Below are 15558 nucleotides of genomic sequence, written 5' to 3'. Positions count from 1 at the left end.
GGCCGGTCCCACGGCAAGGACTTTACGGTCGGGTCAGAGCGCTGACAATCGCGAGGTTGCCGCCTAGAGCCAGCCCGACAACTCGCGACGCACGACCCCTTCGATCATCGCCATGCCGTCCGGCGTATCGTTGAGGCACGGGATATAGGCATAGCGCTCGCCCCCCGCATGCATGAATTCCTCCTCGCCCCCGATGGCGATTTCCTCGAGGGTTTCGATGCAATCGGCCGAAAAGGCCGGCGCGAGAATGGCAACCTTCTTGATCCCCTTGCCCGGCAGTTCCTTGAGCGTCTGGTCGGTATAGGGCTGAAGCCATTCGGTGGGTCCGAACCGACTCTGGAAGGTCAGCATGATCTTGTCTTTCGGCCAGCCGAGCTTTTCGCGCACCAGCCGCGTCGTCTTGTGGCACTGGCAATGATAGGGGTCGCCCTTGTCGAGATAGGTTTTGGGCATGCCGTGATAGGAGGTGATCACCAGATCGGGTTCGAAATCGAGCTTTTCGACCCCTTCCCTGATCGATCGGGCCAGCGTTTCGACATAGATGTCGTCCCCGAAATAGGCCGGGACGGTGCGCACGGCGGGCTGCCAGCGCATATTGGCCAGCGCCCGGAAGGCCTGATCATTGGCCGTGGCGGTCGTGGTTGCCGAATATTGCGGGTAGAGCGGAAACAGCAATATCTTGTCGCACCCCTGCTCCCGGAGCTTGCCGATAGCGCTTTCGGTCGAAGGATTGCCGTAGCGCATCCCGTATTCGACGATCACCCCGTCCGCCGCCATGGCCTGCTGGAGTTTTTCGGCCTGCCCGCGGGTGATCACCCGCAGCGGGCTTTCATCGGTCCGCTTGTCCCAGATCTTGGCGTAATTGGCCCCGGTCTTTTGCGGCCGGAACGTCAAAATGCCCAGATTGAGGATCGGCCACCACAGCCATTTGGGCGTCTCGATCACGCGCGGATCGGAAAGGAATTCCTTGAGATAGCGCCGTACGCTCCAGTAATCGGTTCCGTCGGGCGTCCCCAGATTGAGCAGCAAAACGCCGATTTTGCGCGGTTTGACGGGCGGATGATCGGGCGGCAGATGAGCGTTCATCGGGATCCTGAGAGGTGCGGATTGTGAGGTCTTTGTTCTTGTTGACGGGCACAATAGCGCCAAAGCCTGCCGGGGCAACACTTTGGCGAAAAGATGCGGCCATTTGCCCGCTCAATACGCGCCTTTGGCCCACCTAGATCGTCGCAAACAGCAAGATCATGCCAAACGCCATGACCAGCAGCGCACCAGCCATCTCCAGCCACCAGACCACCGATTCGCCCGCAGCGCCATGCCCGGTCAGCCGCAGGGCGCCGCCCTTGAGATAGACCGCAGCCGAAGCCAGCACCGCCACCGTTATCGCCGTTCCCAGACCCATGAGGAACGTCGCAGCGATTCCGGCGGCCAGAACATTCTGGCTCAACGCAAAGACCAGCACCACCAGCGCGCCCGAACACGGACGCAGACCGACCGAAACGACAACCCCAAGCGATTCCTTCCACCCGCCCCGCGCCTGCTGCGGCGTCACCACATGGTGGTCGCATGTGTGGTCGTCATGGTCGTGGTGATGGCCATGCGAATTGCCATGCGCGTGATGGTGTTTGTGGGGAAACACCAGCTTGCGCGCCGCCAGCCACGCCCCGAGCAGCGCCACCATCCCATAGGAGATGATTTCCATCCACCACGCCGCCCGGCTCATGGCCATCGAGGTCAGTTGCAACACGCTCGCGGCAACCACAACGAACGCCACCGCCACCGCCGATTGCATCATGGCGGCAAGAAAGCTCAGAACGATCCCGCGCCGCAACTGGCGTTCGTTGGCCAGCACATAGGACGAGATCACCACCTTGCCATGCCCCGGTCCGGCGGCATGGAAGATGCCATAGAGAAAACTCAAGCCCCCCAGCAGCCAGAAGGCGTTCCCATCGGTCCGCAATGCACCCAGCGCCGACGTCATCGTCCCGTAAAAGCGCCGCTGCTGCTGGCTGACCCAGCCGAAAAACCCGCCCTGCGTGGGGACTAGCGAAGTCTCGGGCGGGGGCGCGGAAAACGGCGATGCCGGCCGCTGGGTCGTCGCCTCGCCGATCGCATCGAGCGCCGTCGCCGGCACGCCGCCGGGGCAACTCACCGTCACCAGATTGGCCATGGCCCGCGCCGCCTCGCGCAGATCGGCGGGAATTTCGGTTACGTCCGGCCCCAGCATCCACAGCCGTTCCTCGAGTTCGGGATCGATGGGCTGCGGCTCCTTGGAAACCACGCTGCACCCCTCCGGCGCGCCTTCCAGCGTCACCGAATCCTCTTCTGGAAACGTAAAGGCCGCATAATATTCCGGATCGCCAACCTCGATGTCGTAGATGCCCCCGACCGACTGCGGTTCGGCAAAATTCATCGAAAACGTCAGCGTCACCCGCCCGTCCTCATAGACCATGGACGGATCGCTCGCCCCGGCCACCGCCGCAGAACCGCCGGCGCCTTCGGGATCGCCGAACGTGTAATAGGAATAAAAATCGAGCCCCTCGATGTTTTCCTCGGCCAATGGCTGCAGTTCGGCGGGTGTGAGCACCCCGTCTCCATCCGCATCGAGCCCCTGAATGGCCCAGGCGGAAAAATATTCGTCGAACGTCCAGTGATGCCGCATACCGACAATCGCGCCGTCTTCGAACAGCACTTCGCCCGCCGCGTCGATCCACACATGGGGATGAGCCAGCGCCGGGCCGCCCCATCCAACCAGCGCGGCAAGGCAACCGGCGCCTATCGTTTTGAGAAAATTTCGGGCCATGGAATCAGGAATTGACCGGGTGGGTTTCGAACCATTCGACGAGAAAATCGATAAGCGCGCGCACCTTGCCCGACAAATGCCTGCGGTGCGGATAGACCGCCTGCAAAAATGGACGTTGCGGCAGATAGTCGGTCAGCACCGGCACCAGTTCCCCCTTGGCAATGGCCGAATCGGCAAGAAAGCTCGGCAGTAGCGCGAAACCGAGGCCCTTTTGTGCCGCAACCAGCGCACCGGCGGGAGAATTGACCCGAACCGGCCCATCCACATGAATGGCAATCGTGCGGCCCTCATCGACGAACTGCCAATTGGCCTGTCCGGTCATGTTGGTATCGATGATGCACGGCACGCCCTTGAGCGCCTCGGGTGTTTTGGGCACGCCATACGCCTTGATCACCTCCGGCGTCGCGCAGACCGAAACCGAAGTTTCCGCGATCTTGCGGGCGATCAGCGAGGTATCCGACATGCGCGAAATGCGCAGCGCCACATCGATTCCCTCTTCGACAAGATCGACCATGCGGTCTTCGAGCCGCAGATCGAGCGTTACGTCCGGATGGGCGCGGGTGAATTCGAACAGCGGTTCGAGCAGCGTCGATTCCCCGAAATTGCGCGGCGCCGACACCCGCAATATGCCGCGCGGCGCTGCTGTCTGCTCGGTGATCGTGGCATCCAGATCGTCCAGCTGCGAGAGGATTTCCCGCACCTCGCGATAATAGGCCTCGCCCGCCTCGGTCAGGCTCAGCTTACGCGTCGTGCGGTTCATCAGCCGCGCCCCGAGATAATCCTCGAGATCGGTGACATATTTGGAGAGCAGCGCCTTGGACCGGCCGTGAATGCGCGCCGCGGCCGAAAACCCTCCAGCATCGAACACCTGCACGAACGCCCTGATACGGGCCAGATCCTGGCTCATTAACGCTCCTTTGGCGAATCTCTGAGCCAAGAAAGGTCGAACCGGGCCACATCGTCAAGCAATTGTGCAAAACCTTCAAGGATGTGATCGGCCAGCGCGGCACCCTTTTGGGCACTCCCGGCACGCGCATCGCCAACCACGCCGAGCCGATTGAGGTCCGAACTCAACCACCCGAACCGGTGCCGCCCATAGGCTGAAAGATGGGTCATCCCCGCCTCGATCGTTTCGAGCGCCGATGAGAAGTTGGCGGCTTCGCCCATATCCACCGTGTGGGGGAGGTAATGGAGCATCAGCGCCGTCTCGATGGCTCCGCCATGGATGCCGTATTTCCGTTCATGCGCGTCAAAAAGCCCCTCGGGCATGCCGAACCGCATCCAGGCCGTGCCGACCGCCAGCATACCCAATTCGGCCCGCGCTTTAAGGATCACGTTTTCGACCACCGGCGTATTGCCCCCATGGCTCGAAACGATCACCAGCCGTTTCCCGCCTGCCTTGGCCCATTCCCCGGCAACACCGAACCACTCGGCAATCAGCTCGCCTTCGTCCCTGCTCTGCGTCCCATCGGCCCACATATGCTCGCGCGACGCCCCTATGCGCTGGATGGGCAGCACCACTGCGTCGATTGGACTGGAGAGATAGCGGGCCAGAGCGTTAAGGTGACCTTGGGCAATGTCGCAATCGGTCGAAACGGGAAGATGGGGGCCGTGCGCTTCGGTTGCGCCAACCGGCAGAATGGCGATAGTCCCATTGCCAACCGCCACATCGGCAAGCGCGTCGATGTCGTTTACGAAAGTCAGCGGCAAGGCGCATCCCCGAAAATTTGTAATATCGACCCTATAGCGCACCAGGAGCGCGGACAAGCAATGCGGCCCCTGATTAACTTTCCCGCCAAAGGCGATTCGACGCGAGCCCCGGTTTTGGCTAGATCAATATCCATGAGCAAATCCGCTGCCGGCTCGACCCTTTACCGTCTGATCGAAGCGGGCCATCTGGCCCGGCAGGCTCTGCTCGCCCCGCTCGCGGCGCGCGGGCTCGAAGCGGGCGACGATGCCATCCTGCTCGGTCTCGCCGATCCCGCCGGCACAACCACCGACGCGCTCGCCCGGTTCACCGGTCTGCCCGCTGATCAGCTCGACGCAAGACTGGCCCGCCTCGAAGGCCGCGACCTGCTGCTGCGCCTTGCCGTAGGCCCGGAAATGGAACCCGGCGCCCGCCTGTCGCAACAGGGCCACGCCATGCGCCAGTCCATAGAGGACCACTGGGCCCACCTCGAGCAGACCCTTGCCGACGACCTCGGCGACAAACGCCACAAGCACCTGCGCAAGGCCCTCAAGCGCATCATCGAAGTGCTCAGGTTTTAGCGCAAGCGGGTCCGTCACAGGCCGGCGCTGGGGGCGGCTTTGGGGTGGGAAGTTGAAGGACTGCTATGGCGACCGAGCCAGGAAAACAGACCTTAGGGGATGTAGCTAAGCCGGATTACATGGTCATCAATCTGCTCACTGCCGGCCAGGCGCAGGGGGGGTCGGGCGGCAGCGAAAAATGGGGTGCCGTGTCCTAGTACCTCTGGGTGGAGGTAAATCCGGTATTCATCGATCAGACCCAAATCGGTCAGGCGTTGCGCAAGCTTGGGTCCGCCAACTTCGATCTCTCCTTGCGCCTCAGCCTTCAACCGGCGCACTTCCGCTTCGAGGTCGGGACCGAGGATCGTGGCATTGCGCCCGACAGTTTGCAGCGTGCTAGACACCACCCATTTAGGCGCTTTGCGCCATGCTTTCGCAAAGGCATGATGATCGGCATCCCAGCCTGGTTGGTCTTGGTCCCAATAGCTCATGAGCCCATAAAGATGGCGGCCATAAAGGCTGCCGGCAAGGCTGTCCGTCTGGTCAACGAAGTGACGAAACAGCTTGGGACTAGGCGGCGTCATCCGATCATGGTCCACGTAGCCGTCCAGCGACTGGTTCATTCCAAAGAAAAGCTTGGCCATCTCGTGCCTCCCAATTGGCAGACATCGCGTCACGCCACGTTCAATTGTTACCGAAACTGTGGTAGCAGTCAGCCCAAGGCGAAAACCATCCCTATTTTGCAATCGGTTTTGAGTTCAATGAGAGTTCGACGCTCAGGATGCCCAATCAACCTCACCCTCGAAAACTTCGGTGATCGGTGGAGCCTTATCATTCTGCGTGATGCTATGTTTGGCGGTCGCCGCCGGAGCTTCCGATCATTTCTGAGCGAAAGTACGGAAGGCATTGCGTCCAACATTCTGTCCGACCGCTTGCAGCGTCTCACTACCAATGGAATGCTCACACGCGCTTCTGATCCCGGCCACAAGCAGAGAATTCTCTATAGCTTGACTGAAAGCGCGATCGAACTGGTGCCCCTGATGGCCTTCATGGGAAGCTGGGGGATAAGACACGCACTTCCTTCATTCGAGCTTTCACAACGGGCACGCGTTCTGGAGGAGGGTGGCCCTCAGCTTTGGGCAGAGTTCATGGCCGAGTTGCGGCACATCCATCTGGGTTCGCCTGCGCCTGAGTTTTCCGCTCTGGCGAAGATGCAGGCAGCATATGAGGCCGCGATTTCCGCTTAGAACAATAGTAGCGATCAGGGGGTCCGATGTCATGGTCGAATGCCCAAGACGTCGAAACCTGCCCGTTTGCTCTTAAACGTATCGCTCCCCAACAATCACCCCCACGCAATCTTGGCCCCCCTTGCGTTTGCATCGCCCCAGCCCCGGTGCAACACTCGACTGCCAGCAAAGGAGAGCACCCATGTGCCGCAACATCAAGCCGCTGTTCAATTTCGAGCCGCCCGCCACAAGAAACGAGATGCACGACGCCGCGCTTCAGTTCGTGCGCAAGATTTCCGGCACCACCCGGCCGTCGAAGGTCAACGAAGCCGCCTTCCATGAAGCAGTCGAAGAGATCGAGAAATCCGTGCGCAAGCTGCTCGCTACCATGGACACCAACGCCCCGCCCAAAAACCGCGAGATCGTTGCCGCCAAGGCCCGCGAGCGGGCAAGCGAGCGCTATGCGCGCCCTGCCTGAACCGTAGTGACAGCAGCCCTCACGCCTCGGCCCTGATCGCCCGCGCCTCGGCCAGCGTCATTTCGGTATGCACCTGCCATCCATCGCCGGTTTGCGGAAAATCGGTGCGAAAATGCCCGCCACGGCTCTCGGTGCGTTTGAGCGCCGCCGCCGCGACCAATGTCGCCGACGTCACCATGTTGAGATAGGCGCGGGTGACTTCCAGCGCGGTGTTCTCAAGCTCCAAAAGCCCGCGCAGCGCCCGTTTGAGCCCGGCCGCATCGCGCTCCACCCCCACATCATTACTCATGATGGCCCGCAGATCCTTGACCGCCCTGAGGTTGCGCAACACCTCCTCGGCCCGCGCGCCCTTTTCGGCATCCCAGGCGATGCCGGCAAAATCGGGCAGCGGTCGCCGCTGCGGCTCCAGTCCCGAGATGTCCTCGGCAATCCGCGCACCATAAACGATCGCTTCGAGCAGCGAGTTCGACGCCAGCCGGTTTGCCCCGTGCAACCCCGTGCACGACGCCTCCCCGCACACCCAGAGCCCGGGAAGCGAAGACCGTCCATCCTCGTCCACCTTGACCCCGCCCATGTGATAATGGGCCGCCGGTGTCACCGGGATCGGCTCGGCAACCGGATCGATCCCCGCCATGCGGCAATAGTCGGCGACCGTGGGATAGGCCGTGAGAATTTTTTCCCCCAGCGCCGCCCGCGTATCGAGAAACACGTCCCGCCCTGCCTTGATCTGCCGGAAATTGGCGCGCGCCACGATATCGCGCGGCGCCAGTTCGGCGTCGGGATGGATATCGGCCATGAACCGCTCGCCTAAATCGTTGACCAGGATCGCTCCCTCCCCCCGCAACGCCTCGGTCGCCAGCGGCGCCGGATCGCGCCCGGTCAAAATCGCCGTCGGATGAAACTGGACGAATTCGGGATCGGCAATCACCGCCCCGGCCCGCGCCGCCATGCCCATGGCGTGCCCCCGCACCGAGGGCGGGTTTGTGGTCACCGCATAGAGCCCGCCCAGACCGCCTGCCGCCAGAACCGTGGCCCGCGCCCGGATGAACACAGGTTCCACATAGCGATCCCCCAGCCGCCTGCAGAACACCCCGACGATCCGCCCGTCCGCATGGGCCAGATCGACGGCGGTAATCCCCTCGACGACCCGTATCGAGGGCGTGGCCCTCACCTTGGCGATGATCGCCTGCATGATGGCGTGCCCGGCGCGGTCCCCCGATACCCGCACCACCCGGTTGGCCGAATGGGCAGCTTCGCGCGACAAGATGAACTGCCCCAATCCATCGCGATCGAACGGGGTGCCCCAACGCGCCAGATCCTCGATCCGCGCCGCCGCCTCCCCGGTCACCGATTCGGCAACCCCGTGATCGACGATCCCCGCCCCTGCCATTTCGGTATCGGCTGCATGGGCCTGCGCGCTATCGCCCGCACCGACCGCCGCCGCCACCCCGCCCTGAGCCCAGGCAGAAGACGCCCCGGAACCCAGTGGCATGGGCGAAAGCACGGTCACTGGCCGCGGCGCCAGCTTGAGCGCACAAAACAGCCCCGCCAGCCCCGCCCCCACAATCACCACGCCTTCTGCGTTAAAGACGTTGTCGAAGATGTCCAAGAAAATGCCCCCCGAGAACCGGCGCTAGTTCTTCGGCCGCGAAAATTCGATCATCCGCTCGACCGCCGCCCGCGCCGGCTCCATCAGCTCCTCGGCAATCGTCACTTCCTCGGTGCCAGTGTGCAGGCTCCACAGGATGTTTTCCAGGTTGATGCGTTTCATGTGCGGACAGATGTTGCAGCCGCGCAGGAAGGACACGCCCTCGGTCTCGGCCGCCACATTGTCGCTCATCGAGCATTCGGTGACCATCACCACCTTGGGCGGCTTTTGCGTTTTGACCCAGTCGATCATCCCCGACGTCGAGCCGGCAAAATCGACGGCATCGATCACCTCGGGCGGACATTCGGGATGGGCGATGATCTTGGCGCCCGGATAGGCGGCCCGCAATTCTGCGATATCGTCGGCGGTAAAGGTCTCGTGCACCTCGCACGCGCCTGCCCAGGTGACGATCTTCTTTTTGGTCTTTTTCGCCGTGTTCTGCGCCAGAAACTGGTCGGGGATCATCATCACCGTATCGCCCTCGACCGCCTCGACGATTTCGAGCGCATTGGACGAGGTGCAGCACACATCGGTCACAGCTTTCACCGCCGCCGATGAATTGACATAAGTCACAACCGGCACGCCCGGATATTGTGCCCGCATGGCCAGGACATCCTCGGCCGTGATCGAAGAGGCCAGCGAGCATCCCGCCCGGCTGTCGGGGATCAGAACGCGCTTGGACGGGTTGAGCAGTTTGGAGGTCTCGGCCATGAAGTGCACGCCGCACTGCACGATGGTTTCGGCCTCGACCTTGGTCGCCTCGATGGCCAGTTGCAGGCTGTCGCCCACGATATCGGCGACACCGTAAAAGATCTGCGGCGTCTGGTAATTGTGCGCCAGGATCACGGCGTTTTTTTCGCGCTTGAGTTTATTGATCTGGAATATCAGCGGCGCATAGAACGGCCATTCGATCTCGGGGATCCGATCCTTGACCTTCTCGAAAACCGGACGCGTTTCGGTTTCAATTGCCTTGGAAAATTTCAGATCGAAATCGGCGGCCAGAACGGCGCGCGCCTCTTCGATCGGTGTCAGGGCGTTGATCTGCTGGATCATGTTCGGGCTCCCCGGCCAACTCGACACTGGCCGCTCACGACCTGCGGCAGAAGCGTTTCCAGCAAAAGTGGGCCGCACTTTTGCGCTTCGGAAACGCGACAAAACAAATCCTGGATCATCCAGGCTCTTCAAGCCTGGATGACTTAGGGAGTTTTCGTTCCCAATTCAATAAAGCCCGTGCTAGAGCACGGAGAACCCATAGGACTTTAGTTGGAGATCGTCATGGCCCAGGACGCAGCAACGCTCAAATCCATCCTTTCGGTAGCGCCCGTGGTGCCGGTCATCATCCATGATGATGTCTCGAGCGCCCGCAATCTCGCCGAAGCGCTGGTGGCCGGCGGATTGCCCAACCTCGAAATCACCCTGCGCACGCCCAATGCACTCAAGGTCATCGAAGAGATGGCCAAGGTCAAAGGCGCCGTGGTCGGCTCGGGCACCGTGCGCCGCAAAAAGGATATGAAGGCCTCCCGCGACGCCGGCTGCCAATTCATGGTCTCGCCGGGGGCGCCGCTGGCCCTGCTCGAAGCGGCCGAGGATATCTCGATCCCTCTGCTGCCCGGCATCGCCTCGCCCACCGAAGCTATGGCCGCCTCGCTGATGGGCTATAGCTATCTCAAATTCTTCCCCGCCGAAGCCATGGGCGGCACGCCCGTGCTCAAGGCCTTCGCTTCGCCCCTGCCCGACATCATGTTCTGCCCCACAGGCGGCATCGATATCGAAAATGCGAAAATCTATTTGGGCCTTTCCAACGTCATCTGCGTTGGCGGCTCCTGGGTCGTTCCCGCCGATGCCATCGCCGCCGGCGATTTCGACAGGATCGAGGCGCTTGCCCGCGAAGCGGCCAGCCTCGCCCAATAGATGAAACGGCCCATTCCCGCTTCCGGCCTGGGCCATCTGCGGATCGTGCTCGATGAAAATTTCTACATCGGCCCCGGCCGGGCCGACCTGCTCGAGGGAATCGAAAAAACCGGCTCGATCAGCGCCGCCGGCAAGGCCATGTCCATGAGCTACAAGCGCGCCTGGACCCTGGTTCAGGCGCTCAACGATGGGGCGGGCACCCCGTTGGTCGAAACAACCCGCGGTGGCAAGGCGCAGGGCGGCGCCCATCTCACCGAAGCGGGCCGCGAAGTCCTTTTCCGCTACCGCGCCATCGAACAAAAGATCCGGGCCGCTATCGAACCCGACGTCGAGGCGATGCGCACCCTCGTCCGACGCACGCCCCCAAAACCCTAGCCATTGCCTTTCACACCCGCTTCATGCCAGAAATCGATATGTCTGGATAAACATATCGAGGGTCACCTTTGCTTCGCCTTCCCATCGCCGCGCTTGCGATCCTCGCCGCATCGGGGCCTGCCTGGGCGCAAGACGCCCGGATCGCCGTCGCCGCCAATTTCACCGCTACAGCCCAAAAACTCGGCGCCGCTTTCACGGCTGAAACCGGCAGCGAAATCGCCTTTTCCTTCGGTTCCACCGGCCAGCTCTACGCCCAGATCACCCAAGGTGCCCCTTTCGATGCGTTCCTCTCGGCCGACGCCGCCACGCCCGCGCGCCTTCTTGACGAAGGCTTGGCCACAGAGGGCAGCGGTTTCACCTACGCGGTGGGCAAGTTGGTCCTGTTTTCCACCCTCCCCGATCTGGTCACCGGCCCGCAAAGCCTGAAGGGAAATTTCACCCACCTCGCCATCGCCGAACCCGCCGCCGCTCCTTATGGCGCTGCCGCAATGGAAGTGATCGAGGCTCTAAATCTCACAGAAGCGCTCGCCGGCAAGCTGGTCATCGGCCAGAATATTTCCCAAACCTACCAGTTCGTCGACACCGCAAATGCTGAACTTGGCTTCGTCGCGCTCTCCCAGGTCGCCGGGCGCACCGATGGGTCACGCTGGGTGGTCGAAGACCTTCACACCCCCATCACCCAGGACGCCGTGCTGCTCGACGCCGACAACCAGCCCGCTATCGCATTCCTCGATTTTCTTGTCACCGACGCCGCCCGAACCATCATCCGATCCGATGGCTACGGGACGATCGAGCCATGACACTGTTCTGGGAAATCTGGCCGGCCATCAGGCTCACCCTCTCGCTGGCCTTCGTCACCACCCTCATCCTCGTGGTCATCGGCACGCCCCTTGCCTGGTGGCTGGCCCGCTCGAAATCGCGCTGGACGATCATCGTCAACGCGCTGATCGCCTTGCCGCTCGTTCTGCCGCCAACCGTTCTGGGGTTCTATATGCTCATCCTTTTGGGCACCGCCGGTCCGGGCGGCTGGCTGGCCCCGCTCTGGGGCGGACGCAGCCTCGCCTTCACCTTCCCGGGCCTGGTCATCGGCTCGGTGCTCTATTCGCTGCCCTTCGTCGTCCAGCCGCTGCGCAACAGCTTTGCCGCCATCGGCCCCGGCCCGCTCGAAGCGGCTTATTCCCTCGGCCTCGACTTTCGAAAGGCCTTTGCGCTGGTCATCCTGCCCCTTGCCCGCCCCGGTTATCTCACCGCAGCCGTGCTCGGCTTTTCCCACACGGTGGGCGAATTCGGCGTGGTGATGATGATCGGCGGCAACATTCCAGGCCAGACCAAGGTGCTCTCCATCGCCATTTTCGATTACGTCGAACAGCTTCGCTGGACCGAAGCCCACATCATCGCCTTCGCCATGCTGGTCTTTGCATTCGTGGCGCTGGCCCTGACCATGAGCGTCGACCGGGCGGTGTCCCGCATCCAGCCTTAGAGCGTTTCCAGGACAAGTGGAAACCACTTATCCGGTTCGGAAGCGCGACAAAACACAGACTTAAATAGTTGCACGGTTCCCGTGAAACGGTGCAACGAGCTTAAGCCGGTTTTGGCCCCTCTGCGGTTTCCGTGCTGTCCGGCGCCCCCGCGTAAAAGGCCGAAAGCCGTTTGTAGGGCCGCGAATTGAGCGCCAGGATGGTCACCAGCACCCCGATCAGCCCCGCTACCGTGAACACAAGCGCAATGCCGCGATCCGGACCGGTGCCGAACCAGCCGCCAATCGTTTGCGCGCCCTGCCCGTCGGTCATGAACGGGATCACCACGAACTGGGTATAGGGCCCGATCAGGAACGCCGTCAGCGGCGAGGCCGCCTGTTCAACCGATTGGGCAAACCCGAACACCCGCCCCTGCCGCTCCAGCGGAACCACCTTTTGCAGCGTCGTGTGTTCGGCCGCCTCGGCATAGGGCGCCATGAACATCCACACGAAACACCCCGCCGTCAGAAGCCAGATCGAGGATTGCAGCGTGAAAACGCAGCACACCGACCATGTGATAAGGTTGACCAGCAGCAGCGTGCGCAGAGGATTTTTGCCCAGCCCCGTGCGCGAAATCACGATCCCCGAAACGATGAACGCCGTCGAGAGCACCCCGAACAGCAGCCCCCAGACCTCGACCGAAACCAGCGAAAGCCCATAGGCATCGAGCAGCGCCATGAAGATGCCGCCGAGGAAATTGTTGAAAGTGGCGAAAAAGATCAGGGCAAACAGCCCCGGCACCGCCGCGATGATCGCTATCGTGCCCGCGATATCCACTGTCCGCGGCGGCTGGATTTCCCCCTCGACTGGCACCGGGCGGCCTTCATTGACCCGCAGAAATCCCAGATGAACGAACGCCAGTATCGTGGACGCCAGCGCCAGGATAAGCACCAGCCACATCCCGCCCCAGGCAACAAGGAACCCCGAGATCACCGAAGTGGTCAAAAACCCGATGCCGGTCACCATCCCCACCAGCCCGTTCGCCTTGTCGCGCTCGTCCTCGGCGATCATGATGGTCACCAGCGTCGGCAGCGCAATCGAGCGGACATTGCCCGCGATCACGCCGAGCATGACCAGCAGGACGAACACCCACAGATAGGGGCCGAACGGATCGGTGAACGCGCCCGCTGGTTCGGCCAGCAGCATCACCAGCGCCGCGACATAAAAAAGGAACGAGACAAGGCTCGATCCCATCATCGCTATGCGCTTGGAATTGTGGTCGACGATCGAGCCCAGCCAGAACCCGAAGGCCGCCGTGAACACCAGATAGATCCCGGCGATCATGCCGGTCGCAAACACCGACTGGGTCTCGATAAAGATCCAGAAGGTGATCGCGAACCACACCGTAAAGTTCGTGATGTTGGCAACCAGATTGTTGCCCAAAATCTGATGAAAGGGGGTCATGGCCGTGTCCGGATCGTTCGAGGTGCGACATTACGTCCGGCGGCACCCATCGGCAATCACCAAACGCTTGACCCCAAGGACGCTGCGCCTCACCCCGTCCCGACAGCATTATCTTAAATGGATATCGATCGTAGGTTGTGTGGAGAGTTGGGTCAGGCCACCATCACCCGAATCTCTAAGCAACCTAACGCTCACCCACGATGTCGCGGACACCATCCTCGACGGTTGGAGCGGTGCTGCCGCATTCGAACCCGTCGACCAACTCGTCGGCCAGTCGCCGCGCCCGCTCGTTGGCGCCTTCCGTAGCGGCCACATAGGCCATGGCGCACGCCCCGCCGCCGTCGGGCTGCCCAACCTTGGAGACCACAAGAAGCTGCCTCGTCCAGTCGCCCATCGCGTCGGCGATGAACCAGCGCTGGATCGCCGCGACGGGCCGCTCGGTGTTCCGGTCGATCCGCACCCGCCATTCCACGGTGTCATGGGCGTAATTGAACGGCGCGAACGTCGCCATGCCGGACTCGGTGGCAAAGCCGTATGTAACGCTGTCCCTCCCGTCCGACGAGCGCAGAACGAACGGATATCCCGCATGCCCCGTGCACACGAAATCGGCCCACTCGCCTTCATTGTCGGGCGCGCGGTCGATCAGGTTGCAGTCGGCATCGAGGTCGTATTGCGTATATTCGCTGATCGCCTGGCCCATGACGGGCGTGGCACCGAGCGAGACCAGAGCGAGAGCGGCCAGCAGCTTTTTCATGGCAATGGGTCCTTGTGGAATTTCGGGGTCAAACCTGTTGCAACAATCGGGCGGCAATATGCCGTTCAGGCGCTTTTCAATACAGCCTCGACCTCGGCCCGGCTCGGCGGATGACACCCCACAAATCCGCAATTGAGCCCCGCCGTCACGGCCCCGAACGCCAGCACCTCGCCAAGCGCCTCTCCATCGAGCGCCCCAAGCCGCCCCACGGCCAACCCGTCGCGGTCGGCAAGTGCCGCAAGCACCCCGGCCATCAGACTGTCGCCTGCCCCAACCGTATCCCCGAACACCGCCGGCCGATGGATCGGCGCTTTCGCCTCGGCCGATGCCGTAAAGGCCCGCGATCCCTGCTCGCCCATCGTCACAACCACCAGTTCGACATTGGGCCGGGCCAGCAAACTTTTTGCATGCGCCTCGATGCTCATCGACCCATCGAGCGCCGCAAGATCCTCGTCGGAGACCTTGACGATATGGGCAAGATCGAGAAACGCGCCGAGCCGTTCCTTGTACCCGACAAAATCGGAAATCAGCGACGGGCGCACATTGGGATCGATTGAAAGAACCGCGCCGCGCGCCGCCACCTCCCCGACCACATCGAGCCAGATTTGCGCATCCTCTGCCTCGATCGGCAAGAACCCCCCGATCTGGAACACATCGATCGTCTCGGGCAGCGCCGCCATCAGTTTCTCGCGCGAGATATCGCGCTCGGCGGTACCCTTGCGATAGAACGCATAGGCCGGCAGGCCTTTGGCATTGCGCGTCACCACCGCCAGCGTCGTATTGCAGTCGGACCGCTCGGAAATCAGCGGCACGACCCCGGCATCATTGAGCGGCCCCATCAGCAGATCGCCGAACGTGTCCTTGGAGATCGGGCATAAAAACCCCGATTTCTGGCCCAGCTTGGCCAGCGCAATGGCGCAATTGTAGGGCGACCCGCCCTCATGGGCGCTCATTTCCATCGCCGCGCCCGCCTCATGCGGTCTGGCGACAAGATCGATAAGGCTTTCCCCTGCAACCACGAACATCGCGTCCTCCCCGTCTCAAGGCCCGGCCTGTTTACAGAACCTCTGGGCATCCGCCAAGATCATGAGCAGATGTTTGCGCACCGAACGGCGCACACAGCGATACCCGCGACCGCGCCTGCAACCTTTGCCGGGCCGGGGCATTGTGCCCCTGATACTTTTTCCATTTTTAG

At 62.2% G+C, this 15558-nt stretch carries 17 protein-coding genes; 7 read left to right on the top strand and 10 right to left on the bottom strand.

Annotation, left to right across the window (positions count from 1 at the left end):
* Positions 1-63: 63 nt before the first annotated feature.
* The 4 genes from hemH to V6617_RS03900 form a co-directional block, all read right to left on the bottom strand.
* A complete protein-coding gene (gene hemH, locus V6617_RS03915) occupies positions 64-1086 on the bottom strand; it encodes a ferrochelatase (RefSeq protein WP_338609239.1) in 1023 nt (340 codons plus the stop codon).
* 133 nt (positions 1087-1219) lie between these two features.
* A complete protein-coding gene (locus tag V6617_RS03910) occupies positions 1220-2803 on the bottom strand; it encodes a DUF1007 family protein (protein ID WP_338609238.1) in 1584 nt (527 codons plus the stop codon).
* A 4-nt stretch (positions 2804-2807) separates the two neighbouring features.
* The gene (locus V6617_RS03905; protein ID WP_338609237.1) at positions 2808-3710 is read right to left on the bottom strand and encodes a LysR family transcriptional regulator; all 903 of its coding nucleotides are present in this window, start codon (positions 3708-3710) and stop codon (positions 2808-2810) included.
* Positions 3710-4513, bottom strand: a complete 804-nt coding sequence (locus tag V6617_RS03900) for a creatininase family protein (protein ID WP_338609235.1) — start codon at positions 4511-4513, stop codon at positions 3710-3712. The genes V6617_RS03905 and V6617_RS03900 overlap by 1 nt, the downstream gene beginning before the upstream one ends.
* Before the next feature lie 132 nt (positions 4514-4645).
* On the opposite strand from V6617_RS03900, the gene V6617_RS03895 reads away from it, so the two are divergent.
* A complete protein-coding gene (locus tag V6617_RS03895; RefSeq protein WP_338609233.1) occupies positions 4646-5071 on the top strand; it encodes a hypothetical protein in 426 nt (141 codons plus the stop codon).
* A gap of 92 nt (positions 5072-5163) precedes the next feature.
* Here the strand turns inward: V6617_RS03895 and V6617_RS03890 are convergent, their stop codons facing one another.
* The gene (locus tag V6617_RS03890) at positions 5164-5694 is read right to left on the bottom strand and encodes a dihydrofolate reductase family protein (protein WP_338609231.1); all 531 of its coding nucleotides are present in this window, start codon (positions 5692-5694) and stop codon (positions 5164-5166) included.
* Positions 5695-5811: 117 nt separating this feature from the next.
* On the opposite strand from V6617_RS03890, the gene V6617_RS03885 reads away from it, so the two are divergent.
* Positions 5812-6297 (top strand): helix-turn-helix domain-containing protein, encoded by a 486-nt coding sequence (locus V6617_RS03885; RefSeq protein ID WP_338609229.1) that lies wholly within the window; start codon positions 5812-5814, stop codon positions 6295-6297.
* A 181-nt stretch (positions 6298-6478) separates the two neighbouring features.
* A complete protein-coding gene (locus tag V6617_RS03880) occupies positions 6479-6754 on the top strand; it encodes a DUF2277 domain-containing protein (RefSeq protein WP_338609227.1) in 276 nt (91 codons plus the stop codon).
* A gap of 19 nt (positions 6755-6773) precedes the next feature.
* On the opposite strand, the gene V6617_RS03875 is transcribed toward V6617_RS03880, so the two are convergent.
* Both V6617_RS03875 and nadA read right to left on the bottom strand, forming a co-directional pair.
* Positions 6774-8363 carry an L-aspartate oxidase gene (locus V6617_RS03875; protein ID WP_338609226.1) on the bottom strand — a complete coding sequence of 530 codons (1590 nt, stop codon included), beginning with the start codon at positions 8361-8363 and terminating at the stop codon, positions 6774-6776.
* Between the two features lie 24 nt (positions 8364-8387).
* Positions 8388-9455, bottom strand: coding sequence for a quinolinate synthase NadA (gene nadA / locus V6617_RS03870; protein WP_338609224.1), 1068 nt, complete (start codon positions 9453-9455; stop codon positions 8388-8390).
* 222 nt (positions 9456-9677) lie between these two features.
* Between nadA and eda the strand changes: the two genes are divergently transcribed.
* The 4 genes from eda (at position 9678) to modB (ending at position 12168) form a co-directional block, all read left to right on the top strand.
* Positions 9678-10313, top strand: coding sequence for a bifunctional 4-hydroxy-2-oxoglutarate aldolase/2-dehydro-3-deoxy-phosphogluconate aldolase (gene eda, locus V6617_RS03865; protein WP_338609223.1), 636 nt, complete (start codon positions 9678-9680; stop codon positions 10311-10313).
* Positions 10314-10688, top strand: coding sequence for a winged helix-turn-helix domain-containing protein (locus V6617_RS03860; protein WP_338609222.1), 375 nt, complete (start codon positions 10314-10316; stop codon positions 10686-10688). It begins immediately after the preceding gene.
* Between the two features lie 68 nt (positions 10689-10756).
* Positions 10757-11488, top strand: a complete 732-nt coding sequence (gene modA / locus V6617_RS03855; RefSeq protein WP_338609221.1) for a molybdate ABC transporter substrate-binding protein — start codon at positions 10757-10759, stop codon at positions 11486-11488.
* Positions 11485-12168 (top strand): molybdate ABC transporter permease subunit, encoded by a 684-nt coding sequence (gene modB / locus V6617_RS03850; RefSeq protein ID WP_338609220.1) that lies wholly within the window; start codon positions 11485-11487, stop codon positions 12166-12168. The genes modA and modB overlap by 4 nt, the downstream gene beginning before the upstream one ends.
* A gap of 100 nt (positions 12169-12268) precedes the next feature.
* Here modB and V6617_RS03845 read toward each other — a convergent pair whose 3' ends face one another.
* The 3 genes from V6617_RS03845 to V6617_RS03835 all read right to left on the bottom strand — a co-directional run bounded on the left by V6617_RS03845 (position 12269) and on the right by V6617_RS03835 (position 15388).
* Positions 12269-13609 (bottom strand): MFS transporter, encoded by a 1341-nt coding sequence (locus tag V6617_RS03845; RefSeq protein WP_338609219.1) that lies wholly within the window; start codon positions 13607-13609, stop codon positions 12269-12271.
* A 184-nt stretch (positions 13610-13793) separates the two neighbouring features.
* Entirely contained in the window at positions 13794-14363 is a 570-nt protein-coding gene (locus V6617_RS03840; RefSeq protein WP_338609217.1) for a hypothetical protein, read from the bottom strand.
* 65 nt (positions 14364-14428) lie between these two features.
* Positions 14429-15388: a PfkB family carbohydrate kinase gene (locus tag V6617_RS03835; protein ID WP_338609215.1), complete on the bottom strand. Its 960-nt coding sequence runs from the start codon at positions 15386-15388 to the stop codon at positions 14429-14431.
* Between the last annotated feature and the right edge of the window lie 170 nt (positions 15389-15558).

It is taken from the genome of Pelagibacterium nitratireducens (assembly GCF_037044555.1).
GTDB classification, from domain to species: Bacteria; Pseudomonadota; Alphaproteobacteria; order Rhizobiales; family Devosiaceae; genus Pelagibacterium; species Pelagibacterium nitratireducens.
This window is presented reverse-complemented; position numbering and strand designations above follow the sequence as displayed.